Origin of the sequence: Gordonia sp. (in: high G+C Gram-positive bacteria) (assembly GCF_047600385.1) — a bacterium.
GTDB lineage: Bacteria > Actinomycetota > Actinomycetes > Mycobacteriales > Mycobacteriaceae > Gordonia.
Genome location: NZ_JASGKZ010000001.1, coordinates 2,014,474 through 2,038,920, shown reverse-complemented (window position 1 = coordinate 2,038,920; position 24,447 = coordinate 2,014,474). Strand labels below are relative to the sequence as shown.

Annotated in this window: 18 protein-coding genes and 1 pseudogene; 10 read left to right on the top strand and 9 right to left on the bottom strand. The window is 68.4% G+C overall.

Going from position 1 to position 24,447, the window contains the following annotated elements:
* Positions 1–48: 48 nt before the first annotated feature.
* Complete coding sequence (locus QM809_RS09020) at positions 49–3,291, top strand: BTAD domain-containing putative transcriptional regulator (RefSeq protein WP_415045445.1); 3,243 nt, start codon at positions 49–51, stop codon at positions 3,289–3,291.
* Here the strand turns inward: QM809_RS09020 and QM809_RS09015 are convergent.
* The 3 genes from QM809_RS09015 to QM809_RS09005 all read right to left on the bottom strand — a co-directional run bounded on the left by QM809_RS09015 (position 3,270) and on the right by QM809_RS09005 (position 5,785).
* Positions 3,270–4,118, bottom strand: coding sequence for an ABC transporter permease (locus QM809_RS09015; RefSeq protein WP_415045444.1), 849 nt, complete (start codon positions 4,116–4,118; stop codon positions 3,270–3,272). The two genes, QM809_RS09020 and QM809_RS09015, sit on opposite strands and share 22 nt — an antisense overlap.
* Positions 4,119–4,120: 2 nt before the next feature.
* Positions 4,121–5,152 carry an ATP-binding cassette domain-containing protein gene (locus QM809_RS09010; protein ID WP_415045443.1) on the bottom strand — a complete coding sequence of 344 codons (1,032 nt, stop codon included), beginning with the start codon at positions 5,150–5,152 and terminating at the stop codon, positions 4,121–4,123.
* 174 nt (positions 5,153–5,326) lie between these two features.
* Positions 5,327–5,785, bottom strand: coding sequence for a hypothetical protein (locus tag QM809_RS09005; RefSeq protein ID WP_415045442.1), 459 nt, complete (start codon positions 5,783–5,785; stop codon positions 5,327–5,329).
* A gap of 156 nt (positions 5,786–5,941) precedes the next feature.
* Between QM809_RS09005 and QM809_RS09000 the strand changes: the two genes are divergently transcribed.
* The 3 genes from QM809_RS09000 (at position 5,942) to QM809_RS08990 (ending at position 8,881) form a co-directional block, all read left to right on the top strand.
* Positions 5,942–6,862: an aldose 1-epimerase family protein gene (locus tag QM809_RS09000; RefSeq protein WP_415045440.1), complete on the top strand. Its 921-nt coding sequence runs from the start codon at positions 5,942–5,944 to the stop codon at positions 6,860–6,862.
* 54 nt (positions 6,863–6,916) lie between these two features.
* Positions 6,917–7,708 carry an alpha/beta fold hydrolase gene (locus tag QM809_RS08995; protein ID WP_415045439.1) on the top strand — a complete coding sequence of 264 codons (792 nt, stop codon included), beginning with the start codon at positions 6,917–6,919 and terminating at the stop codon, positions 7,706–7,708.
* A 120-nt stretch (positions 7,709–7,828) separates the two neighbouring features.
* Positions 7,829–8,881 (top strand): hypothetical protein, encoded by a 1,053-nt coding sequence (locus QM809_RS08990; RefSeq protein WP_415045438.1) that lies wholly within the window; start codon positions 7,829–7,831, stop codon positions 8,879–8,881.
* Between the two features lie 47 nt (positions 8,882–8,928).
* Here the strand turns inward: QM809_RS08990 and QM809_RS08985 are convergent, their stop codons facing one another.
* Positions 8,929–9,396 carry an adenylate kinase gene (locus QM809_RS08985; protein ID WP_415045437.1) on the bottom strand — a complete coding sequence of 156 codons (468 nt, stop codon included), beginning with the start codon at positions 9,394–9,396 and terminating at the stop codon, positions 8,929–8,931.
* Positions 9,397–9,438: 42 nt separating this feature from the next.
* Positions 9,439–9,696, bottom strand: a pseudogene (locus QM809_RS08980) (VOC family protein); the annotation flags it as partial.
* A 1,035-nt stretch (positions 9,697–10,731) separates the two neighbouring features.
* Between QM809_RS08980 and QM809_RS08975 the strand changes: the two are divergent.
* Positions 10,732–12,297 carry a hypothetical protein gene (locus tag QM809_RS08975; protein WP_415045436.1) on the top strand — a complete coding sequence of 522 codons (1,566 nt, stop codon included), beginning with the start codon at positions 10,732–10,734 and terminating at the stop codon, positions 12,295–12,297.
* A 163-nt stretch (positions 12,298–12,460) separates the two neighbouring features.
* Positions 12,461–14,710, top strand: a complete 2,250-nt coding sequence (locus QM809_RS08970; RefSeq protein WP_415045435.1) for a hypothetical protein — start codon at positions 12,461–12,463, stop codon at positions 14,708–14,710.
* 640 nt (positions 14,711–15,350) lie between these two features.
* Here the strand turns inward: QM809_RS08970 and QM809_RS08965 are convergent.
* The 3 genes from QM809_RS08965 to QM809_RS08955 all read right to left on the bottom strand — a co-directional run bounded on the left by QM809_RS08965 (position 15,351) and on the right by QM809_RS08955 (position 18,902).
* Positions 15,351–16,268: a hypothetical protein gene (locus QM809_RS08965; protein WP_415045434.1), complete on the bottom strand. Its 918-nt coding sequence runs from the start codon at positions 16,266–16,268 to the stop codon at positions 15,351–15,353.
* A 194-nt stretch (positions 16,269–16,462) separates the two neighbouring features.
* Complete coding sequence (gene ychF, locus QM809_RS08960) at positions 16,463–17,560, bottom strand: redox-regulated ATPase YchF (protein WP_415045433.1); 1,098 nt, start codon at positions 17,558–17,560, stop codon at positions 16,463–16,465.
* Positions 17,561–17,582: 22 nt separating this feature from the next.
* On the bottom strand, positions 17,583–18,902 hold the full coding sequence (locus QM809_RS08955; RefSeq protein ID WP_415045432.1) for an AI-2E family transporter: 1,320 nt from the start codon (positions 18,900–18,902) through the stop codon (positions 17,583–17,585).
* A gap of 130 nt (positions 18,903–19,032) precedes the next feature.
* Between QM809_RS08955 and QM809_RS08950 the strand changes: the two genes are divergently transcribed.
* The 4 genes from QM809_RS08950 to QM809_RS08935 all read left to right on the top strand — a co-directional run bounded on the left by QM809_RS08950 (position 19,033) and on the right by QM809_RS08935 (position 23,384).
* Positions 19,033–20,547 (top strand): AlkA N-terminal domain-containing protein, encoded by a 1,515-nt coding sequence (locus tag QM809_RS08950; protein ID WP_415045431.1) that lies wholly within the window; start codon positions 19,033–19,035, stop codon positions 20,545–20,547.
* A gap of 8 nt (positions 20,548–20,555) precedes the next feature.
* Complete coding sequence (locus tag QM809_RS08945; protein ID WP_415045430.1) at positions 20,556–21,098, top strand: methylated-DNA--[protein]-cysteine S-methyltransferase; 543 nt, start codon at positions 20,556–20,558, stop codon at positions 21,096–21,098.
* A gap of 205 nt (positions 21,099–21,303) precedes the next feature.
* Positions 21,304–22,791, top strand: coding sequence for a DUF6542 domain-containing protein (locus QM809_RS08940; protein WP_415045429.1), 1,488 nt, complete (start codon positions 21,304–21,306; stop codon positions 22,789–22,791).
* 32 nt (positions 22,792–22,823) lie between these two features.
* A complete protein-coding gene (locus QM809_RS08935; protein ID WP_415045428.1) occupies positions 22,824–23,384 on the top strand; it encodes a nucleosidase in 561 nt (186 codons plus the stop codon).
* A gap of 34 nt (positions 23,385–23,418) precedes the next feature.
* Here the strand turns inward: QM809_RS08935 and QM809_RS08930 are convergent, their stop codons facing one another.
* A complete protein-coding gene (locus QM809_RS08930) occupies positions 23,419–24,378 on the bottom strand; it encodes an SDR family oxidoreductase (protein ID WP_415045427.1) in 960 nt (319 codons plus the stop codon).
* Positions 24,379–24,447 lie beyond the last annotated feature (69 nt).

Below are 24,447 nucleotides of genomic sequence, written 5' to 3'. Positions count from 1 at the left end.
TCCGCGGCGGCAGGCACCGAGCGGACCCCTCCGGCTACGCTTGCCGTGATGTCAGACGGTGCCGGAGATCGACGTTCGACCGTGATCGGCCTGCTCGGTCCGGTCACCGTCGACGGCGTCGCCGTGCCCGGTGTCCGGGCCAGACGGCTGCTGGCCTCTCTCGCCCTGGCCGGCGGGCGCGTGTGCTCGGCCGACCGGCTCATCGCCGACGTCTGGGGCGAGCATCCGCCCGGGTCGCCGGGCCCGGCGCTGCACACCCAGATATCGCGTCTCCGCCGTCACCTCGGCGGCGCCGACATCAGCGGCGTCGCCGGCGGTTACCGTCTCGACGGCGCCGAGACCGACCTCGACGTCGTCGACCGGCTCACGGCGGCGGGCGCCCCCGGATGGGCCGAGGAGGTCGACGACCTGTGGCGGGGAACGCCCGGCGACGACCTCGGTGACGACGACACCCGGCTCGCCGACGAGATCGCCCGCCGGGCCCGGGTCCTCCGCACCCGGATCGACCGGCGGCGTACCCGGGAGGCCCTCGCCGCGGGCGATCACACGACGGTCCGGGAACTGGCCGAACGACGCTGCGCCGCCGATCCGCTCGACGAGGATGCTCATCTCCAGTGGATGACCGCTCTCGCGGCGCAGGGCCGACGAGCCGAAGCCCTCGCCGTGTTCTCCGCCCTCCGCCGACGTCTCTCCCGGGACCTCGGCATCGACCCGGGCGCCGAGATCACCGCCCTGCACACCCGACTGCTCGCCGACGAGCCGAGCCCCGGACCCGGACCCGGACCCGGACGACGATCCGTCGCCGTCGGACTGCGCGCCGAGGCCACCCCGCTCATCGGCCGCGACGACGACGTCGCCGCCCTCGCCCGGCTGCTCGAGGACCACCGCGTCGTGACGGTCCTGGGTCCCGGCGGCATCGGCAAGACCCGTGTCGCCAACGCCGTCGGACTGGCCGCGGCCGCATCGTCGAGCGGGCCGGGTCCGGCCGTCTACTTCGTGCCGCTGGCCTCGGTCCGCAACGACGACGACGTGGCCGCGGCCGTCGCCGCGACGCTCGGCGTCGGCGAGACCGACCTGTCCGGTTCCGGCCGGCTGCGCACCACCATCAGCGAGGTCACCGCGATCCTGGCCGAGGCCGTCGCCGGTCGGCCGACACTGATCGTCCTGGACAACTGCGAACAGGTGATCGACGGCGTCGCCCGCCTCGTCGACGATCTGGTGGCCGCCGCCTCCACGCTGACCGTCCTGACCACCAGTCGGGCGCCTCTCCAGATCCCCGCCGAGCAGATCCATCCGCTGCCGGTGCTGGCCAGCGACGGCGCGGCCCCCGCCGTCGAACTGTTCCTGCAGCGGGCCCGGGCGGTCCGGCCGACGGCCTCGCTGGACCGCGCCCGCGTCGCCGAACTGTGCGGATACCTGGACGGGCTTCCGCTCGCGATCGAGTTGGCCGCCGCCCGGGTGCGGACCATGAGCGTCACCGAGATCACCGAGCGCCTCGCCGAACGCTTCACCCTGCTGCGTTCCACCGACCGCACCGTCCCGGACCGGCATCGCACCCTGCACGCGGTGATCGAGTGGAGTTGGGAGCTGCTCACCCCCGAGGCGCGACGCCTGCTCACCAGACTGTGCCGGTTCCCCAGCGGGTTCGGCGCCCGGGCCGCCGTCCGCGTCGGCGGGCTGGCCGGAGTCGACCTCGACGACGCCCTCACCGCCCTGGTCAATCAGTCGCTGCTGCAGGTGATCGACGACGGCGACCACGTCCGCTACCGGATGATGGAGATGGTCCGGGAGTTCGGCGAGGAGTCGCTGACGGCCGATCCCGACGACGCCGGCTCGGTGGACGCCGCGATGGCGGCCTGGGCCCGCGAACTGACCGCGGATCTACGACGCCGGTTCGACGAGTCGGTGGATCGCGGCATGGTCGAGTCCGTGGCCGCCGACGTCGAGAACCTGGTCTGGGTGCTGCGCCGCGCGATGGAGGCGGACCCGGTGGACGCCGACACCGTCGTCCACGTGTTCCCGATCCTGGCGGCGTTCTGGTCGGTGCGCGGCCTGCACGCCGAGATCGCGGCCTGGGGCGACCGGATCCTGGACGTGCTCCGCGCTCCCCCGGATCGTCTCGACGAGGACGCGCGGGAGCGGTGGCAGTTGACGGTGATCGCCGCGGGCGCCCCGCTGCTGGCGCAGCAGGCGCCGCGGGGCCTGGCCCGGGCGAGGGCGCTGCTGCGCAGACTGCACCGCCCGGATCTGGCGCTGTCGCAGCCCGGCGACTTCCTCAGCGCTCTCGCCGTCGCACGCACCGGCGTGCAGCGGGTCCGGATCCTGGAACTGGCGCCCGACCGCGCCGCACCCGACGTCCGCGACCTGGCGCTCGGCCTGCGCACCAATGTGCGTGAGAACAGCGGCAACCTGATCGGCGCCATGCGCGACAGCACCCGGCTGGCCGCCGCCGACGTCCGCGATCCGTGGGTGGCGGCGATGAACGCGCTGTCCACCGGCAGTCTCCTCGGCCAGCAGGGGCGATGGCGGGAAGCCGTCGAGCACTATCGGGTCGCCGCCGACGGCCTGGACCGGATGGGGGCCACCGACGATGCCGTCCAGGCCCGGTACTTCCTCGCCGTCGTGCTCATCACCGTCGGCGACCTCGCCGAGGCCGAGCAGATCCTGACGTCGTCGTCGGAGATCGATCCGGACCGGCCGCTGCCCGAGCAGGGCGACCCGGAGGCCGTCGCCGCCCAGGCCATGTGCTGGGCGGCGTTGCGCAGCGCCCAGGGCCGGGACGGCACCGAACTGTACGCCGGTGCCGCCCGCACGCTGCTGCGGGAGCTGGTGCCCGACCGGGCCGATCCCGGGGCGAACGTCATCCTGGCCAGCGCCGTGTGCGGTGTGGTGCTGGGCGGGCGCGCGGATCTGGCCGTGCCCTGGACCGACGACATCGCGCGGGCCCTGCACGCGTCACTGATCAATCCGCTGTGGCGCGACATCCCGCAGCTGGGATCGTCGGCGCTGGCCGTCGGACTGCTGCTGTCGTGCGATCCGGCCTCCGACGCCGCCGACCGCGAAGACGGGGCCGTCCTGCTGGCGACCGCCGCCCGACTCGGCGTCCGGCAGGACTATCCGGCCGTGCACGAGGCGTTGCGGCGCCGGGGCGAGTTCGTCGCCGTCGACGCCGCCACCGGGACGGCCGTCGCGCGGCGCACGGAACTCTCGTCCCGCCGCCGCGCGATGGATGCCGCCGCCGGACTGCTGGCCCGGCGCCTCGAGGCCGGTCAGCGCGCCTCGCGGATGTAGGCGGCCACGGCCAGCGGTGCGAAGACCACGGCGATCACCGCGGCGCCCACCAGGGCCCACACGACGTCCATGCCGACGTGGCCGGTGGAGCACAGTTCGCGCACCGCGGACACGATGTGGCTGATCGGATTCACCTTCACGAAGGCCTGCAGCCAGCCCGGCATGGTGTCGACCGGGACGAAGGCGTTCGAGACGAAGGTCAGCGGGAACATGATCAGCATCGAGATGCCCTGCACCGCCGACGACTTCTTGATCAGGCAGCCCATCAGAGCGAAGATCCACGACACCGCGAACGCGCACACGCCCACCAGCAGGATGCTCGCGACGGCGCCCAGGAAGTGCGGGCGCCAGCCCATCGCGAAGCCGACGCCGAACGTGATGATCGAGGCCACCAGGTAGCGGATCACGTCGGCGAGCAGCGCCCCGGCGAGCGGGCTGATGCGGGCGATCGGCAACGACCGGAAGCGGTCGAAGACGCCCTTCTCCATGTCCTCCCGCAGCTGGGTGCCGGTGACGACGGACGACATGACCACCGTCTGCACCAGGATGCCGGGGATGATCGTGGGCAGATAGCTCTTCACGTCGCCGCTGACCGCGCCGCCGAAGATGTAGGTGAACATCACCGTGAACAGGATCGGCATGAAGGTGACGTCGAACAGCTGCTCCGGGTTGTGCCGGAGCTTGAGGACGCCGCGCCGGCCCATGCTCAGGGACTGCCGGACGGTGGCGCCCAATCCGATCGACCGGGTGGCCTCGGTGCGCACGTCGGTGACCGACACCGAGGTGCGGGGAGCGGGATCGCGGGGTGTGTCGACGAGGGTGGTCATCGTCAGACCTCCTTTCGGGTGTCCGTGGACTCGGTCGAGTCTCCGGAGGGCGGTTCGTCGCCGGTGAGGGTGAGGAAGACCTCGTCGAGGGTCGGTTTCTGGACGTTGAACTCGGTGAGGGAGATACCGGTCTCGCGCAACGCGATGAGGACGTCGGGCACGAGGTCGGGGTGGTGCAGCGCGACGGTGACGCGGCCGGCCTCGGGTGAGGGGACGGCCGGGTCGCCGAGGACCCGTTCGGCGATCCGGGCCGTCTCCGGGACCCGGGTGCGGTCGGCCGGGGTCAGCTGCAGGGTGCTCGCTCCGACCGAGCGTTTGAGGTCGTCGGAGGTGCCTTCGGCGATCACCACGCCGCGGTCGATCACGGCGATCCGGTCGGCCAGCTGGTCGGCCTCGTCGAGATACTGCGTGGTGAGCAGGACCGTCGAACCGCCGTCGACCAGCTTGCGGATGGTCGCCCACATCTGGGCGCGGGTCCGCGGATCGAGTCCGGTGGTGGGTTCGTCGAGGAACAGCAGCGGCGGGGTGTCGACGAGGCTGGCGGCCAGGTCGAGGCGCCGTCGCATGCCGCCGGAGAACTCCTTGAGGGGCCGGTCGGCGGCCTCCTCCAGTCCGAAGTCGCCCAGCAGTTCTTCGGCCCGGGACTTGGCCCGGCCGCGGGAGAAGCCGAGCAGGCTCCCGAACAGCTGCAGGTTCTGCTTCGCGGTCAGGTCCTCGTCGACGGACGCGTACTGGCCGGTGACGCCGATGAGGGACCGGACGGCGACGGCGTCGCGGACGACGTCGTAGCCGAAGATCGTCGCCCGGCCGGCGTCCGGCCGCAGCAGGGTCGCGAGCATGCTGATGGTGGTGGTCTTGCCTGCGCCGTTGGGTCCGAGGACGCCGTAGACGCTGCCGGCGGAGACCGCGAGGTCGACGCCGTTGACGGCCTTGGTGTCGCCGAAGTGCTTCACCAGGCCGCGGGCGTCGATCGCGAGCTCCGTCGCTGTCGTGTCTCCCCGGCCGTCGAGGCCGAGGTCGGTTGTCTGTGTCATGCCGACGATCGTGCGCCCGGGCGCTGTCGTCGCGCTGTCGTCGGCTTGCAGCCGATGACGCGGGCTCACCTCTCCCGACGGATCACGGTCCTCGACCGTGCGCCCCGCCGTCCGGCGCGCCCGCGCTCCTCCTGCCCGGGGGCGCGCCGTCGGCGGTGTCCGACTCCGGAGACGTCAGTCCGTCCCGGATCGTGTGGGCGCATACGAAGCGCAGGCCTTGACGGCCTTCTTCCACGTGTCCGCATCCACCCCGGGAGGCGCCTGCTCGGTGCCGCCGGCCGGTGCTCCGGTCGGCGCTCCCGACGGGGCCACACCCGACGGCGGTTCACCGCCCGACGGCGCACCGGAAGGAGCACCGCCCCCGGCCGGCGGCGATCCGGCCTGCCCGCGGTCGGGCATGGTGACGCCGTTGTCGCTCATGCACTTCTCGAACTGTGCCGACTTCGTGGCGTCGGTCCGGCTCGAATCCGTGGTCTCCGCCGAGGAGTCCGCCGCCGACACGGTGGGCACCGCCGTGTTCTGTGCACTCGCGTCACCCGAATCGTTCGACGAGCATCCTCCCAGCAGCATGATCGTCGCGGTCAAAGCGCACGCCGTTCCCGCGAACGTCGTCGCTCGATGTCGCAGTCGCATCGTTGTCGTCTCCTGTCACTCAAGGCCGTGTCGCCTTCGGCCATCCTCGGACGGGAACCTGGACGGCGGCTGGCAGTCCCCTGCCGGGTCCCCGTCAGTCCCCCCGGCTCCGCGCGGTCCCCGGCAGGCGCGGCGCTCGTCTTCTACGGTGGGCACATGAACGATGTGGACTCCCCGACCGGAACCGTCGTCACCCTCGCCGACGGCGCAGTGCGTGCGACGATCGCGACGGTGGGGGCGTCGCTGCGCGGACTCGTCGTCGACGGGGTGCAGGCGGTGCCGTCGTATCCGATCGGCGTCCCGGCGCCGAGTTGCAGCGGCGTCGTCCTGGTGCCGTGGCCGAACCGGATCCGGGACGGCCGGTGGGGCGATCAGCAGCTGGCGATCACCGAGCCCGCCAAAGGCAACGCCACCCACGGACTGCTGCGGTACACCGACTACCGGCAGGTCGAGCGCGACTCGTCGTCCCTCGTGCTGACCGCCGACGTGCATCCGCAGCCGGGCTATCCGTTCTGGTTGCGCACGCGGGTCGCCTACGCCCTGTCGTCGGACGGCATCGAGGTGACGCAGGAGGTGGCGAACCTGAATGATCGGCCCGCGCCGTTCGGGGTGGGCGCCCACCCGTATCTGACCCTGGTCGACCCCGCCGCGCCGGTGACCTCGGCCGATCTCACCGTGACCGTCCCGGCCGCGGAGTACTACCTCGTCGACGGCCGGTCGATCCCCGTCGGCCGGGAACCGGTGACGCCCGAGTTCGATCTGCGGGGCGGTCGGCGACTGTCCGAGCTGCAGCTGGACACCGGTTACACCGCGCTCGCCCGCGACACGACCGGCTCCGTGCGCACGACTCTCGCCGCCCCCGACGGACGCACCGTCACCCTGTGGCAGGGCGAGGGCCTGGACTACGTGCAGGTGTTCACCAAACCCGAGTATCCGGGCGCCGACGGCCCGGTGGCGGCGATCGCCGTCGAACCGCAGTCGTGCGCGACCGACGCCTTCAACAGCGGCGACGGTCTGCGTCTGCTGGCCCCCGGCGAGAACGCCGCGTTCCGGTGGGGCGTGTCGTTCACCCGGTGACGTGACCGGCGACGGGCCTGGTCTTCGCCGGGCCCGGCCAGCACAATGGACCGCATGCCGACTCTTGCGATCGACGACGTCCAGCTGCACTACAACGATGCGGGGAACGGCGATCCGATCGTCCTGATCTCCGGGCTCGGTTCGAGTTCTTCCGCGTGGACGGCGGTGGAACCGCTGTTGAGCGATCGTCGGGTCATCACCGTCGACAACCGCGGTACCGGCCGAACCGTCGTCGGCGACTACTCGTGGACGGTCGACGACATGGCCGACGACGTCGTCGCGCTCATCGAGCATCTGGGGATCGGCCCGTGCGACATCGTGGGCTGGTCGATGGGCGGTTCCATTCTGCAGTCGATCCTGATCCGCCACCCCGGCGTGGCCCGGAAGGCGATCCTGCTGGCGACGTTCGCCCGGTATTCGCCGACGCACCACCTGTGGCTGGATTCGATCCTGGCGGCCGCGACGACGGACGCCGCCCCGGAGGCGCTGGCGATCTCCGGCATGCCGTGGCTGTTCACCGCCCGGACGCTCGCCGACCACCACAGGCTCGCCGAACTGGCCCGCATGTCGGCGTCGGATCCGTATCCGACGCCCCCGGAGGGTTTCGCCGCGCAGGCCGCCTGCCTGCGGATCTACGACACCCGCGAGGGCCTGCCGACGGTGACCGACCCGGTGCTGGTGCTGGTGGGCGGCGAGGACGTCCTGACCCCGCCGGCGCAGTCCATCGAGGTCGCCGAACTGATCCCGACCGCACACCTGCAGATCCTGCCGCGCGGCGGCCACGCGATCACCGCGGAATATCCGGAAGATCTGGTCGCCGCGATCAAGGGCTACCTGAACGACTGAATCGTCTCACCGGCCCGTGTCGGATCGGCGTCGCGATTCCTGTCGGTGAGCGATGAGAATCGCGACAGCACCGCGTCGATGCGGCCGAAACGACCGCTGTGCCGGCGATAACCTGGCGTGGTGACCCGTTCCGCCGACACCGAGCATCGATACCGGCGACTCGGCCCGATGGCGCCTCCCGAGGGGTTTCCCGAATTCGTCGATGCGAGTGTCGGCCCCGACGGCCGTGCCGTCGCACTCTGGTCCACGACCGCCGATCACGACGACCTCGTCGCCCGCGCCGAACTCGACGACGGCGCCCCCTCTCCGACGAGCCGGACGTCGACCGCACCGCCGATCGCCCTCGGCGTGTACACACCCTCGGTCTCTCGACCGGAGGACATCGTCGTCGTCCCGAATCCACCGGTGCCACGTCCCCTGGTGCAGCCGCTGGTCGACGGCGAGTTCATTCTCGTCGGCGCCCGCTGCCGATGGCCCTCCACCGGACCGGAACACAATGCCGTGGTCGTCGACGCGTCCGGGGCGATCGTGCGGACCGGCACTCTGGGCGACGGGATCGAGCACCTGCTCGCTGATGGCGAAGGCTCTCTCTGGGTCGGATACTCCGACGAAGGGATCTTCGGAAACCCCGACTGGTGGGGTCCGGGACGACGTCCGCTGGGCGCGGCTGGAATCGTGAAATGGTCGGCGACCTTCGACGTCCTCTGGGAGTACTCTCCTCCGCGCACCGACCCGAAGAACCGGCACCGAGGTGAGGACGCCGACGGCTATCGGCCCGCCGACTGCTACACACTCAACGTCTCCACTCGTGAGAACGGCACGACGCGGGTCCGTGCCTGCACCTACGAGCGGTTTCCGCTGATCACCATCACCGACCGGGCGGGATCGACGACGGTCACCGTCGAACCGACGACCGGCCCGCGAGGCCCGAGCAGCGTTCTCGCCTCCGACGAGCACGTCGCGTTCCTCGGGAGTCATCGGGATCACGAATCACTGCTGATCGGACGACTCGACGCCCTCACCACGTTCTCCGCTGCACGGCTTCGGCTCCCCGGCGACGGAACTCACGGCACCATCCGTCGAGTCTGCCGAGGCGGGACGGCACATCTTTTCCTCCACAACGATTGGTACGTCCTGGATCTGGCCGAGCCCCGGCATCACCGTGGGTGCTGAACTCCGGGCCTCCATGAACGGCGGCACATCCTCATCCGAACGGCACGTCAGAGCAGGTTCGCGATCGGCGGCAAGTCCGACGGCTTGCGGGCTACGAAGACGTCAGGTGCCGAACCAGCGTTGAGCGTCTCCATGATCACCGGCAGGCTCCGGCGGCGATAGCCGAAGACCCATGTCCAGAACTCTCGGTTCTCCGGCCCTCTTCGCAGCGCGCGCCACACACAACGCCACAAGGCGAAGTTCAAGATGACGACGGCTTCAGCGGCGGAAAGCCGGTCGTTCAGTGCTGTGTCATACGGACCCAGATCGCCGTCGATGACCCATTCGTGCTGGTCGATCAGCTCAGTCTGAACGGCGACCCACTCGTCCGGCGGAGTGGCCGTCGGCCCCGGCTTCCAGAAGAACTGGTCGAGTTCTATGAGCGGCAAGTCGTTCTCTCGCGCCAGTCGGGCGGCGAAGGTCGATTTTCCCGCACCGCCACGACCGAGCACCGCGATCCGCTTGACTCCGCTCACCGCCCGATCGTCCCAGACGGCAGCGCGTCGAACTACGGCCGCCTAGTCCAGACAGAACTCGTTGCCCTCGGGGTCTGCCATCACCAGATGTCCGGCAGCCATCGGCGGCGCCGGATCATGCCTGGCGAGCCGACGTGCACCGCGTACGACAAGCCGCTCGGCTTCGGCTTCGAGCGCTGCCATCCGCTCCTCGCCTGCCAGCCCCGGAGCGGCGCGGACATCGAGGTGTACGCGGTTCTTCACGGACTTCCCCTCGGGAACTCGTTGGAAGAAGACGCGTGGTCCATCCCCATCCGGGTCCTCGATCGTCTCACGCAGCCGAACGCGGAGGTCGGCGATGAGCTCATCGAGTCCGTTCTCGATCCTGTAGGAGCGTGGGATGGTTCGGAGGACTGCGATGGCCTTCTCCAGGAAATGGCCCTCGATCATTACGCCCGCCTGCGGGTCCTCCTGAATGCAGGAATCGGCTTCCGCGATGTAGATCTGCGCAACGCGCTCGGTCGCAGCGTTCTCCACCGCCGCGTTCGAACCACCAAGCCATGTGAACGCCTCACGCTCGAGTTGGCGCGACAGGCGAGAGGCTACCGGCGACGCCTGTGCTGCGAGCGCGATCAGCGCTTCGCGCAGATCAGCACGCCCGGGACTGTCAACCCGACCGTGCTGGCGTAACATTTCCGCGAACCCCACTATCTTATAGTTGTCTGCCACCTAGCCTGCCAAGACCTGAGCCTTCAGCGCGTCTGACATTTCCTGCACCCGGGGCTGGCCGTCCACGCCGCGAACGCGAAAGCCCAAATCCACGCGTCCTTACCCACCCTGAACCACGCATCACCCGTCAGCGGCGCGGCCCGGTAGGCGTCGATTGCTCGGTCCAACATTGCGGTGTCCGACCGGTCCCCGTAGACCCAAGCGACATCAGCGATCCGAGCCCGCAGATCATCACGTTCGACCAGTGGGGCGATACGCGCAAGCAGCACCACCTGGTCAGTATCCAAGTCCGCCGGTACCACCGTCCGCTTGCCACCGAACTGCATCGCGGGTATGAATGGCTCCAACCAGTCCTCAGCGTTCAACATCGACGACGACACCATTGTCAACACCTGCAGCGCTAGTTCGTGAAGCCCCTCGACAGCTGGCCCGCTCGAGACTTGTTGACAACAGCTCTGGCGGCTCATAGGGAGCGTCAAGCGACCCCGCCGTCAGTACATCATCTCACCACGACGGGTTGATTGCGTCGCTCACCGGATCCATGTCCGCTTCTCCGCCTTCGCTTCATCTCTGCGCCGTATCCGCGTCGCCAAGTGCACAAATTCTACATTCGTCTACGATGCTGGTGTGCATGGTGCTGCGTCTGAGTTCCTGAACGTGCGTGAGACTGCCAGGCAACTGGCCGCGTACGAGAACACCGTGCGGGCGTACGCCAAGCAGGGATTACTCCCGAGATGCGCGGGTGCCGGGACGGCGTTCTACAGGTTCCGTGAGAGCGACGTACAGCGTCTCAAAGCGCAGCGCGGAGCGTGCGCTTTGAGTCTCGCGGCCGAACGACGAACTGCCAGCCCCGAGTACGCGACTGCAAGCCAGCTCGCGCTGTGGCCCCAGACCAACGCTCGTGAAGCTCAGGATCGGCTTCCAGAGTTGGTGCGTAGGCTATTGTTCGAAACCCCCGGGGCTGGCCGGATCTCAATTCGGACGGGCGATGGGGTCGCCCTGGCAGGCAAGGACGGCGTAGCGACCCTCGAGAGACAGACGAAATTGCTGCCGGCCGGAACGATCTGGTTCGAGTTCGGCACCGACAAGGAATCCAAGCGCAAAGCCACCAAGGACTACGACGGACGCAAGACCGAGGCATCGCATGACGTCACCTTCGTCTTCGTGACAGTCCGTCGATGGCAAGGCAAAGACACATGGGTGGCCGAGAGACGCGCCGAGCGGCTCTTCAAGGACGTCCTCGTCCTTGATGCGGACGACCTCGAAGCTTGGCTGCAGGTCGCGCCCGCCGCGCACCTGTGGATCTCGGAAACTCTAGGTCTTCGACCCCGGGACGCGCTAACTCTGGAAACATGGTGGGACCGCTCTTCCGCTGCGACCAAACCGACTCTTCCACTGAAGCTCTTCATCGCCGGACGGGCGAAGGAGGCGCAGCGACTGCGCTCTCTGCTTGATGAGGAGCCAAGGGTTACATCGATCCAGACCGAGTGGGTCGATGACGCCTTGGGGTTTCTGTATGCGTCCCTTGTGCCCGACGACGAAACCTCAAGTGAACCCGGCGCCGTCACAATTGTCCGGTCGACGGGGGTGTGGGATCGCATAGTGGCACTCCCAGGGCCTGGGATTTTGGTGCCCGACTTCGAAAATGCAGACGTATCCCGCGCCCTCGCTGGCGGCAGGCACGTCGTCGCTATCATCGATAGCGACTCTGCAATGCGCCGTAGCGTCGATATTCGTCTGCCGAGGGTTGGCCGAAACGAGGCGGCCGAGGCATTCAGAGCGGGCGACGTCGAATGGCGCCAAGCCGATCGCCTCGCGGTACTGGCTCGTCGGAGCATGCCCGCATTGGCGCGGCGGCTTTCGCGCTCACCTCGCGTGCAGCAGCCCACGTGGTCTCGTCCGCCGCTGGCCGACTCGCTCGCCGCACTGATGCTGGCCAGTCGTTGGACCGATCGACCCGAGGACCTGCACGTCCTGAGTGAACTGGCCGCTGTCCCCTCAGTCGACCTGCAAGGCGCTATCGCCGACGCCAGTCGCGGGTCGGATCCGGCGATCCGGAGCGTACGGAATGTCTTCGTATTCACCTCACTGGAGGAGGCGTTCCTCAGAGTTTGGCAACCGGGTGTCATCAGCTCTGGCTGCGCGATGGGCAGGGATCGCAACCAGCGTTCTCCTAGATCCAAATCCCTATGAAGGCCTCAGTTCACACGAGCGGATCGCCGCTCAGATGAAGGGACAGCGGAGAACGTACTCGCCTGCCCTCAGGCGCGGTATCGCCGAGAGTCTTGCCCTGGCAGGAGCGATCGAATCAGTCCCTGGTAGCACCAATCACGCTTCCTCAGTTACCGAACGGGTTGTGCGCGACGTGCTCCGTCAGGTCACTGCCGGCTCCGAGGGGCACACTTGGGGTGCAATTGCCGACGTGCTTCCACTTCTTGCCGAGGCCGCTCCAGACACCTTCCTCTCGGCACTGGAGGATGACCTTACAACCAGCGAGCCGACCGTCGGCCGCATGTTCAATGCCATTGACGATCCGCTAGCACTGGGACCTTCGGGACAACAGCATCACCTGCTGTGGGCCTTGGAAGTACTCTGCTGGTCGCCCGACCACCTCGTTCGCGCAACACAGATTCTGACCGAACTCTGCCGCTACGACCTACCGAAGAACTCGGGCAACAACCCCCTCGCAAGCATGTCTACCGTCCTTTGCGGATGGATTCAGAACACTGGCGCAGATCTTGCGACCCGACTCCAAGCTCTCAATGCCTGCCGGATCGTGAGCGAGACGGCAGGTTGGGCCCTGCTCAAGGCTCTGTGGCCCGACAGCAATGCCTGGGTCTCACCGCCCAGTGAGCCACGATATCAACTCTGGAAGCCCCCCAGCGACCGAATGCCAACCAGCGAACGGTTTGCTTTCGCGACGAGCCTGGTCGACCGAGCACTCGCATGGGTCACGGTAGATCGCACTGCCCTACCATGGTTTGTGGAAGCGCTGTCCACGGTTAGCCCGGGCGAAGCGAATCGGATCATCAAGCTCCTCGAGGACGAAGCATCGCGCGGCGACTTGGATGTAGACACGCAACTAGCCCTGTTCGAACAGGTCCGAAAGACCGCAGTGCAGCACGAGCGTTTCCAGGACGCGGACTGGGCGATGCCGGCGGAGCGACGCGCCCGCTTACACAACCTAGCCGAATCGCTCCAACCTACTGATGACCCACGTCGGCTCGCATATCTCTTTAACTGGCACCCCGACTTGTCGGGTGCGGACCTGAACGACTACGAACACTACCGGACAGCGCTGGAAGCCAAGCGGCGCGAAGCACTTGACATTCTGTTTGCCCGCCCCGACGCATGGGAACAGCTCAGCGCGGTAGCGGCCCGTGCTGAGGCTCCGACACAGGTCGGTTGGGCTCTGTCAACCTACGAGCCGATTGATGCTCTCGACACCATGCTGGAATGGCTGGCATCCGACAGCACAGCGCTCCAGGAAGCCGCGGCAACGTGGGTCCGTGGCCGCCTCGCCGTCGACGGGCCAGCGGATCTCAGGCGAGCGCTCGAACGGGGTGGCGTTGTGAGTGAGGCCCTGAGAAGGTTCGTGCTCAACGTTCCGACGGAGAGCCGATTCTGGGAGATTCTCCGCGATTTCCCAATCGCTGAAAACCTCTTCTGGTCCGAGGCACCTTTCGAGGTCGTTCCCCATGAAGATCTCACCAGAGCTATCGAACTGCTCCTTGAGCGAACACGAGCTTGGTCGGCGATTGCGATCGCGAGCAACGGCACTTTCAACCCGACCGGAGACCCGAAGAAGCATCTCCCGAGTGCAATGCTGGTCCAATCTGTCTTGCGCTCGGCGATCACCCAGGACCCGGGGCAAGCGGGAATATCGCAAATGACCGGCCACCACGTCGGGACATTGCTGGACTACCTAGCCGCAGCCGATGTGCCAGTTGCCGACCTGGTAGCTCTGGAGTTCGCCTATTTCAGGCTCCTCCAGCATAACCGCGAGCCACACGCCCTTAACCGGGCTCTCGCCTCGGACCCTGCTCTGTTCGTTGATCTCGTTCAGCGCGCTTTCCGGGGTGCAAACAAATCTCGTCGTCAGAGCAAGAGCGCAGATCTGCTAGCCAAGCACGCTTGGCGGGTTCTTCATGATTGGCACGGCTTCGCGGGACGACAGGAGGACGGCACACTTGATCAAGTTGCGATGCAGAAGTGGGTCAAGCAGGCTCGTCTGCAACTGTCCGATCTCGATCGAGCAGACATCGGTGACGAACTGATTGGCCAAACATTTGCGCACGCGCCGGTCGACGCCGACGGAATCTGGCCACCCGTTCCAGTTCGAGATCTCATCGAGTCAATCGGGAGTCGTAGCCTAGAGAACGGTGTAATCATCGGCAGACTGAACAGCCGCGGTGTAACCTTGCGTGGTGTCTACGACGGCGGCGGCCACGAGAGAACGCTGGCTGAGCAGTATAAGCAATGGAGTCTGGGCGTCCAGGTGCATTGGCCCCGAACTGCACGGATATTGCGCGCCATTGCGGAATCCTACGAACGGGACTCCGTCCGTGAAGACGAACAAGCCCAACTGGACCAAGATCTAGACTGATACCGCTGGCAGCTCTAGCGATGAGAGCCATGGCGCTCGCGACTTTCGTCGCCATTTCAGGCACGCCCACACCCGAGTTCCGATTCTGCCATGAACTGCTCCGGACCTGGACACACCGGCAGCGAGATCTAGCTCACGCACGGGACTCTAGCAGCACTCGGGTCCGGAGACGGCCTTGGGAACAGCCAGACCGAACCCATCACGCTAGATTTCTTGCAGTCTCTGCGCGGACTGGCAGGGAGTAAAACCCATTCTGAACTGTTCAAGAGCACCAATCCACACGCTAAACCGGAACTCCACGACATTCCGAAACCGAAACACATCCGATCAGGATCGAGCTTGCGAGTGCCTTTCGAAGTCCAGGAAGAGTTTGGCGGCAGGTGGGCAACTAACCGGCTGACACAAGCCGGAACCCGCCGTCCCACTCGGTGCACGTTCGCAAGTCGCCGTCCCTCATGTCCTACGTCCCGTCGGCGAGATCAGTCCGTAACCGCTCGAGAAGTGATCACGACAGGCTGGACGTTGTGCAGCAGCGCTGTAGTCGCTCTGCGGCTTACGAAACTGAGACACGATTACGGAAGGCGCACCCCAAGATTACGAATTGTACAAGCAAATCGGGTAGAGACTGACTTTCATGCGGCTACTCGTCCTTCTGCTTCACGAGCAGGTCGATCCGGCCCAACACCTGGCCGCCTGCGTCAACAACAACCGACCAGAGCCCCAAGTCATCCGAACCGACCGTCGCAGAAAGGGTGACACCAACGGGAGCACGTACCAGCGTTCCCAGTTGTTCGACCTCAACTTCGACCCATTTCCGCGCACGCCGCTCACCGTTAGGCGCGCGCAGTTCAACCGATACCAGATAGAGACCACGCTCCATCTGCCCGGCTTCAATCACGCACAGCACCGGCGCATCTAGTACACCAGGGATCTGACTCACCGACCAGTTCTCCCACGCACCGTGAATCATGTGCACAAGGCCGCGCTCGGTCACGATATAGTTGGCGAACATCAGCACTGATAGCCGAAGGGCCTCAGAGTCCATGTGCTTCCCCGGAACGCCCTCGCCAACATCGTCGAAAGCGCATGCATATCCAATCCCTTCAGCCACTGGGGCAGAGGTTGGTGCCGTATTGAACATCACACCACCACCTCCACCACCGCCGCCCGGCCATCGCCCTGGCTGGCCGTCGAGAATGATCGTCGGCGCACTGCCCCCTGGCGCGGCGAAACCACCACCGATTACGCCTCCGCCACCACCCCCACCCAACGGGCCGCCGCCCATGCCGCCCACGTAGATCGTGTCGGCGGTGACGTTGACAGCTATGGCTTCTGACTTCGCAACGACCTCTTGTGCCTCCTGCTCCGACAGGCGCCAGCCCGCATCCCTGCGCCTTGCCGTGACCGCAGCATCGTACTCGGCAAGCTGCGCCATCTTCCACTCGCGCAGTAGCGCTACCGGATAATTGCTCTCTTGGTCCACCTTGTCGATGAGGTCCGCATGAAACAGACACAACAACAACAGGTTGTCGACGCCCGAATTCCTCGCGGGGCCCATTCCAGGGTCCCAGCGCGGCCCATTCTCAGACCTCGCGCAGATGTGCGAAATCCGTGAGTTCAGCACCCGATTCCCATTTGGGGCGATTCGGTATAAGGGCTGATCGCAGCTAGGTTCCGCACAGGAAATCGCGCTCGCATAGAGCGCCTTCGCTGTGCCGGGCGTGACTTCTGGATGCTGTCTAGGCAAGCGGTTTAGCCTTTGGATTTCGACGCCGCCCCGAAGCGGAACTCCACGACGTCGCCATCGGCCATCACGTAGTCCTTGCCCTCCATGCGCACCTTGCCCGCGGCCTTGGCGTCGTTCATGGAGCCGGCGGTGTCGAGGTCGTCGAACGAGACGATCTCGGCCTTGATGAAGCCCTTCTCGAAGTCCGTGTGGATCACGCCGGCGGCCTTCGGCGCGGTGTCGCCCCGATGGATGGTCCAGGCGCGCGCCTCCTTCGGCCCCGCGGTCAAGTAGGTCTGCAGGCCGAGGGTGTGGAAACCGGCGCGGGCCAGGCTGCGCAGGCCGGGCTCGTCTTGGCCGATGGAGTCGAGGAGTTCCTGCGCGTCCTCCTCGTCGAGTTCGAGCAGTTCGCTCTCCACCTTGGCGTCGAGGAAGACGCAGTCGGCGGGTGCGACGGCGTCGCGCAGCTCCTGCTTCTTGGCGTCGTCGGTGAGCACCGACTCGTCGGCGTTGAACACGTACAGGAACGGCTTGGCGGTCAGCAGGTGCAGCTCGCGGACGCTGGACAGGTCGAACGAGTCCTTCTGCGAGAACAGGGTCTTACCCGAGTCGAGGATCTCCTGCGCCTTCTTCGCGGCGTTCGCGGTCTCGACGAGGTCCTTGTTCTTCTTGGCGTCCTTCTCCAGCCGCGGCAGCGCCTTCTCCAGGGTCTGGATGTCGGCGAGGATCAGCTCGGTCTCGATCACCTCGATGTCGGCCCTCGGGTCGACGCGGCCGTCGACGTGCACCACGTCGTCGTCGGCGAAGACGCGCACCACCTGGCAGATCGCGTCGGCCTCGCGGATGTTGGCGAGGAACTGGTTGCCCATGCCCTCGCCCACCGACGCGCCCTTGACGATGCCGGCGATGTCGACGAAGGAGACCACGGCGGGCAGGATCCGCTCGCTGCCGAAGATCTCGGCCAGGCGGTTCAGCCGGGTGTCGGGCAGCTCCACCACGCCGATGTTCGGCTCGATCGTCGCGAACGGGTAGTTCGCGGCGAGCACGTCGTTGCGGGTCAGGGCGTTGAAGAGGGTGGACTTGCCGACGTTGGGCAGCCCGACGATTCCGAGGGTAAGACTCACGGGTGACCAGTGTATCCGGCCGTCACTCGGCGGAGGGTTCGCCCCGACCGTCGGACCTGCGCCAGGCGAACAGGCTCCTCTTCTCCCCCGGACCGGAATCGTCGCCGGACGCCTCGTCCTCCTCCTGGATCTGCTCGCCCGCGGCCCGTCCGATCTGTTCGAGGACGTAGCGCAGCAGCACCGTGAGGCACGCGGTCGTCGGGACCGCCAGGAAGGCGCCGATGATGCCGAACAGGCTGCCGCCCAGCAGCACCGCGAGCAGCACGATCGCGGCGTGCAACTCCATCGCCTTGGCCTGCAGCCACGGCTGCAGCACGTTGCCTTCGAGCTGCTGCACCAGCAGGATGATGCCGAAGACGATCAGCGCCGTGGTGAGACTGTTGGCCACCAGCGCGATCAGCACGGCCAGCGCGCCTGCGACGAACGCACCCAGGATCGGGATGAAGCCGCCGACGAAGGTGACGATGGTGAGCACGCCCCACAGCGGCACGTTGAGGACGTACAGGCCGATGCCGATCAGCACCGCGTCGACGGCGCTGACGATCGCCTGCGTACGGATGAACCCGCCGAGGGTGTTCCACATCCGCACCAGCACCTCGGCGATGTGCGAACCCGCCGAGGAACCGGCGGTGCGGTTGAGCCACGGAATGAACTTCGGCCCGTCTTTGAGGAAGAAGAACACCAGCACGAAGGCGGTGAACCCCGTCATCAGCACCGAGGTGGCCGCCCCGACCCCGGTGTAGACCCCGGACGCGATGGCCAATGCACTGGACTGCACACGCTGGATGATGGTCTCCACGTACCCGGACAGCTGCGAGTCGTCGACGCTCAGCGGCGGCCCCTGCACCCACTCCTGCACGTGCTTGACGCCCTCGATGGTGCGGTCGCGCAGTTCCGGCACCTGGTCGATCACCGACGGCACCACCACGGCGAGGATCCCGGCGATGATGGCCGCCAACCCCAGCAGCGAGAGCAGCGACGCCAACGCCGCGGGGACCCCGAACCTGAGCATGAATCGCACCGGCGGCCACAGCACCGTCGCGACGATGATCGCCAGCACCACCGGCAGCACGATGGTCCAGAACTTTCCGACGACCCAGATCAGGACCCACAGGAACGCGAGCACGATCAGCGCCTGCAGGCACACCGTCGCCGAGGCGCGCAGACCGGCGAGGAACACGCGTGACCGGCTCGGATACTCACCGTCGTCCGGCGTCTCGGGGGCGGTCGGCGCGGCCGCGCCGGCCGGTGCCCCGGCGTCGTCGATCGGCGCGTCGTCCGGCTCGCGCCCCTCGGAGGGTCGCTCGTGTTCGGGAGGTCCACCCGCGCGGTCATCGCTCACGAGAACATCGTCACACACGACACCGACACCCGGCCACGACTGCGCTCGGTGTCCACGGATCGGACGACGTCGACCGCTGTGTCCGAAATCCGCTAGCCGAACCTCCGGCGAGGCGGGCAGGATCGGTCCTGTGCCACCCGATCCCGCACCGGACGACCCCGCGGTCCCGGCCGACGCCGCCGACGACTTCGACCTCCGCTACCGTGCGCTCGCCGCCCGCGACGCCCGGTTCGACGGCCAGTTCTTCACGATCGTGCACTCCACCGGGATCTACTGCCGACCGTCGTGCCCGGCCCGCACCCCGCGCCGCGAGAACGTCGATTTCGTGCCCACCGCCGCGGCCGCCGTCGCCCGCAGTTTCCGGGCGTGCCGCCGCTGTCTGCCCGACGCCTCCCCCGGGTCCCCGCGCTGGAACACCGGCGCCGACCTCGCCGGCCGCGCCATGCGCCTGATCGCCGACGGTCTGGTCGACCGTGCGGGAGTCGAGGGTCTGGCGTCCGCGCTCGGCTACACCCCGCGGCACCTGAACCGGGTTCTCGCCGCCGAGCTCGGCGCCGGCCCGCTAGCCCTGGCCCGAGCCCATCGCACGACCACCGCGCGGATTCTGCTGACCGGTACCTCGTTGCCAATCTCCGACGTCGCGTTCGCCGCCGGATTCGCGAGTATCCGCCAGTTCAACGACACCCTGCGCGCGACCTTCTCGATGACGCCGACCGAACTGCGCACCCGCTACTCCGGCGGTTCCGCCCCGACCGGACCGCTGACGCTGCGACTCCCGTTCCGCCCGCCGTACGACGTCGACGGGACCCTCCGCCGTCTCGCCGCGCACGCGATCCCCGGGCTCGAAGCGTGCGACGGCACCGTCTTCCGTCGCACGCTCGCTCTCCCGCACGGGCCCGCTCTCGTCGGTTTGACCCTGCACGACGACCACGCGTCCGCCCGTTTCGAGCACCTGGATCTGCGCGACCTCACCGTCGCCGTGAACCGGCTGCGTCGACTGGCCGATCTGGACGCTGACCCGTACGCGGTCGACTCCGCACTGTCCGCGGACCCGCGCCTGGCGCCGCTGATCGAGGCGGTGCCCGGGATCCGGCTCCCCGGAAGCGTCGACGCGCACGAGACCCTGATCCGCACCATGGCGGGCCAGCAGATCAGCGTCGCGGCCGCCCGCACCCGGCTCGGCGCGCTGGTCGCCGCCCTCGGCGAGCCCGCGCCGTGGCACGACCCGGACCGGCCCGAGCTCCCCGGCCTCCTGTTCCCCACACCGGCGCGGACGGCGTCCGACGGCGAGGCCGCGTTCCGCGGTCCCCGACGACTCGCCCGCGCGGTCGCGGGAGCCTCGGCGGCGATCGCCGCCGGAGAGACGGCACCGCATCCGGGATCTGCCGCATCCGAATTGCGGACGGAGCTGCTCGCGCTGGCCGGGGTCGGGCCCTGGACCGCCGATCAGGTGGTCCTCCGGGTGACCGGCGACCCCGATGTGCTGCCGCACGGTGATCTGGTGATCGGCAGAGCCGCGGCAGACCTGGGCATCGACCTGTCCCGCACGCAGAGCTGGCGACCGTGGCGTTCGTACGCCGCCGTGCACCTGCTGCGCCACGCCACCCCGTCCACCGACCACACCACGACCGGATCTTTCGAGTGAGGACCACCATGAACCGCCCCGACGCACCCGCCGCCCCGACCTCAGGTCCGCCGCCGACACTCGGCTGGACCGTCGTCACCACCTCCGACGGCCCGTTCACCGTCCTGTTCGACGACGACGGCGTCGTCCACGCCTCCGGGTGGACCGACGATCCCACCTACTTTCTCCCCCTCATCCACCCCGGACTCCGGCCCGCCGGTCTGGACGAGCGTCCCGGCGGCCCGGTCGCCGACGCCGTCCTCGCGTACTACGCGGGGGATCTGCACGCGCCCTCCCGGGTCGAGGTGCGGCAGCGGTCCGGCCCGTTCCTCCAGTCGGCCTGGGCCGCCCTGCGCGAGGTGCCGCCCGGGCCTCCGATCACCTACAGCGCGCTCGCCGAGCGGGCGGGCAACGCCGCCGCCGTCCGCGCCGCCGCGGCGTGCTGCGCACGGAACGCCGCCGCCCTCTTCGTGCCCTGCCATCGGGTCGTCCGCAACAACGGCGCCCTCGGCGGCTTCCGTTACGGACTGGAGATCAAGGAATCGCTCATCGCCCGTGAGACGAAACACTGAACGACTCCCAATGCCGGGAGAGTCCGCGGGAGCATCTACCGTAAAAGGACATTCCGGTGCGATCCGTGTCACGAAGCGACGGACATTCGCCACGCCGCGCGCACTGTGCTGACGTCAGACACGACGCACCCGGTACCGTTGTTCCGTGGCTTCCGACAATTCTCGTCGCGCGGCTCGCTTCGGCCGTCTCTCGACTGACGCGCCCGTGCCCGCCGACCAGCAGAGCGTGATCCCCGGCATCCCGGGGGTCCCGTGGTGGGGAGCCGTCTCGATCGCCGTGGTGTTCACCCTCGTCGGCGCCGTGATCGACGCGCTGGCCACCTCCTCGCTCGGCGTGACCTACAACGTCTTCTATCTCCTCGGCTGTGTCCTGGCGGCCCTCGCGGTGCGCCGTCGCGCGCTGTTCACCGCCGCCGTGCAACCACCGCTGGTGACCCTGTTCATCGGACTGACCGCCCTGTACACGATGTTGCTGAGCAGCGGATCGGACAGCAGCCTGCGGAAGGTCGCCACCAACGTCGTCCTTCCGTTCTCCAATCTGTTCCCCTGGATCGCAGGCGTCTTCCTGCTGACCCTGATCGTGGTGCTGGTCCGCTGGTTCCTCACCCGCGATCGGCAGACCACGGGCAAGGCGGGCGCCGCCGGACGCGGCACCGGAACCCCGAAGGGCCGGAACTCCAAGACCCCGGCCGCCAGGAGCGCCGTCGCCAAGGGCGGCGCCAGGCCCAAGAACGGTTCGGGAGCCAAGGGCGGCACCGGGACCAAGCGCGGCTCCGGGGCCAAGGGTTCTGGGGCCAAGGGTTCTGGGGCCAAGGGCGCAGCCACCAGGGCCACGGCCGCCAAGAATCCCGGGTCCAAGGGTGCCGCGGCGAAGAGCGCCGCCAAGAGGTCCGGCGCCAAGAGCACCGCGGGAAGCGGCCAGACCTCGCGCAGCGGGGGCCGTCCCGCAGACCGCACCGCGGCCGCGAAGAAGTCGTCGAAGGGACGCGACACCGGCACGACGTCGTCGGGTGCCGCCACCCGCGCGACCACCGGGGCCGCCGCATCGAAGAGCGAGAACAAGCGCCCCCCGGCCCGGCCCGCCGCCGCGGAATCGGCCGCCGAGGCGGTCGGCCGCGGACGCGACCCGCGCCGCAGCGGTCGTGAGACCGAACGCGGACGTCCGCAGAACCGTGAGAACATCCGCTCGCGCCCGACGGAGCGACCCGCCGAACGCCCCGCACCCGAGCGTCCGGCTCCGGGCCCCGCCCAGGACCGTCCGGCACCCGAGCGCCCGAGCGCCGCAGAACGCCCGGCGACACCCGAGCGCCCGACGGCCCACGATCGCCAGGATCCCGAGCGTCCGGCCGCGGAGCGCCCGCGTGCCGAACGTCCCCAGGCCGATCTCCCGCAGACGCCGCGTCGTCCGGCCGCCCAGCCCCCGCGTCCGGAGCCTGCGGCCCCCGTCGAACCCCGCGAGCAGAGTCCGGCGAGCGAGACCGCCTCGGCACCGTCACGTCAGACCTCCGGCCGGCGTTCGGTCCGCAAGGCGCCGACCGTCGTCGGGCAGGCTCAGGAACGACCGGTCCGCCGGGCGACTCCGCAGACGATTCCGCCGCGGAGCGCCGCCGGGGATCGCGGGCGTCGCACCGCCGGGCAGAGCCTGCGCGATCAGGGCGCCGTCGAAGACCTCACCCTCGGCGCCGACGACTGACCGACGCCCCCGACAGACACGGTTCACCGCCCATGTACGACGACGTCCTGGTGGTCTCGGCCACCCGCGCCGAGGCCGCCCACGTGCCCGCCGGCGCCCGGCTCCTGATCACCGGTCTGGGCAAGGTCCGGTCCGCCACCGCCCTCGCCCGCGAGCTGACGGCCGAACCCGACCGCTACCGCCGCGTGATCAACATCGGCACCGCGGGCGCCCTGCATCGCCGCCACGGCGGCCTGTACCTGCCGTCCCGGGTCGTCGAACACGACATCTCCGCCGAGGCGCTGCGCGCCCTCGGCTACCCGGTCCAGGACGTCTGGGAGATCCCGGGAGGGGACGGTTCGGTGCTCGCCACCGGGGACACCTTCGTCAACGACGAGGCCGAGCGCGACCGGTTGGCCGCCCGCGCCGATCTGGTCGACATGGAGGCCGCGGCCCTGGTCCACGTGTGCGGCGAGTTCGGGGTGCCGATCCGACCGGTGAAGGTGGTCAGCGATCACGCCGACGATGCGGCGATGGACTGGCCCGCGGCGATCGATGCCGCCGCCCGCGACCTCGCGGCCTGGCTGGCCGACACCGCCTTCGGCGAACGCTGAGACGCCGAACCCGCCGCAGGCCGCGGGCCGATCCTCAGTCGCGGGTCGCCGACGAGGACTTCGTCGAATCGGCTCCGGCCGCCGAGGTCACGGCGCTGAGCCGGGAGAGCTGGTCGAACCGGTTGTTGGCAATGCGCATCACGATCTCGTACGGTAGCGCGAACTTGCGCGCCCACCAGTATCCGAAACGGGTGTCGAACGAGGTGTAGACCATGTACTTGTTGCGGACGACGCCCTGGCAGATCGACTTCGCGGCCGACTCCGGGGTCACCGCGATCCGGTGGAATCCGCCGACCTGCTTCTCGACCACCGGATTCTCCCGGTCGAGGCCGACGATCTGGACCGTGTCGACCAGCGGGGTGGCGACGGCGCCCGGGCACACCAGGCTCACGCCAATGCCGTGGCGGCGCAGGTCGTAGCGCAGCACCTCGGACACCCCGCGGAGCCCGAACTTGCTGGCGCTGTAGGCCGCGTGCCAGGGCAGGGCCAGGAGTCCGGCCGCCGACGAGACGTTGACCAGTTGGCCGCCCCGTCCACGGCGCACCATCTGCGGCACGAAGCACTCGATGATGTGGATCGGCCCCATCAGGTTCACCTCGACCATGGCCCGCCAGGTCTTGTGCTCGAGGTTCTCCACGGTCCCCCAGGCGGAGATCCCGGCGACGTTCATCACCACGTCCATCACGCCGACCTCGGCCTCGACGTCGCGTGCGAAGGCGGCCACCCACTCGTAGTCGGACACGTCGCCCGCGCGGTGGTACAGCACGGTGCCCCCGGCGTCGAGGATCTCGGCGACCACCTGGTCCAGCGGCCCCACCTGCACGTCGGTGAGGACCAGTTCACCGCCCCGGGAGGCCGCTTCGAACGCGGTGGCCCGGCCGATCCCGCTGGCCGCTCCGGTGATCAGCACCTTGCGGCCGCGGAAGCTCGGCACCGGGGTCGGGACGTGGAACAGTTCGCGAACGGTCTTCAGACTCGGCAGTTTCAGGGCCATGGAGTCAGCCTAGTGACCCGGAGCCAGACCGTGCCACGGACACAGGACCCGAACACCCGGTGCGCCGGG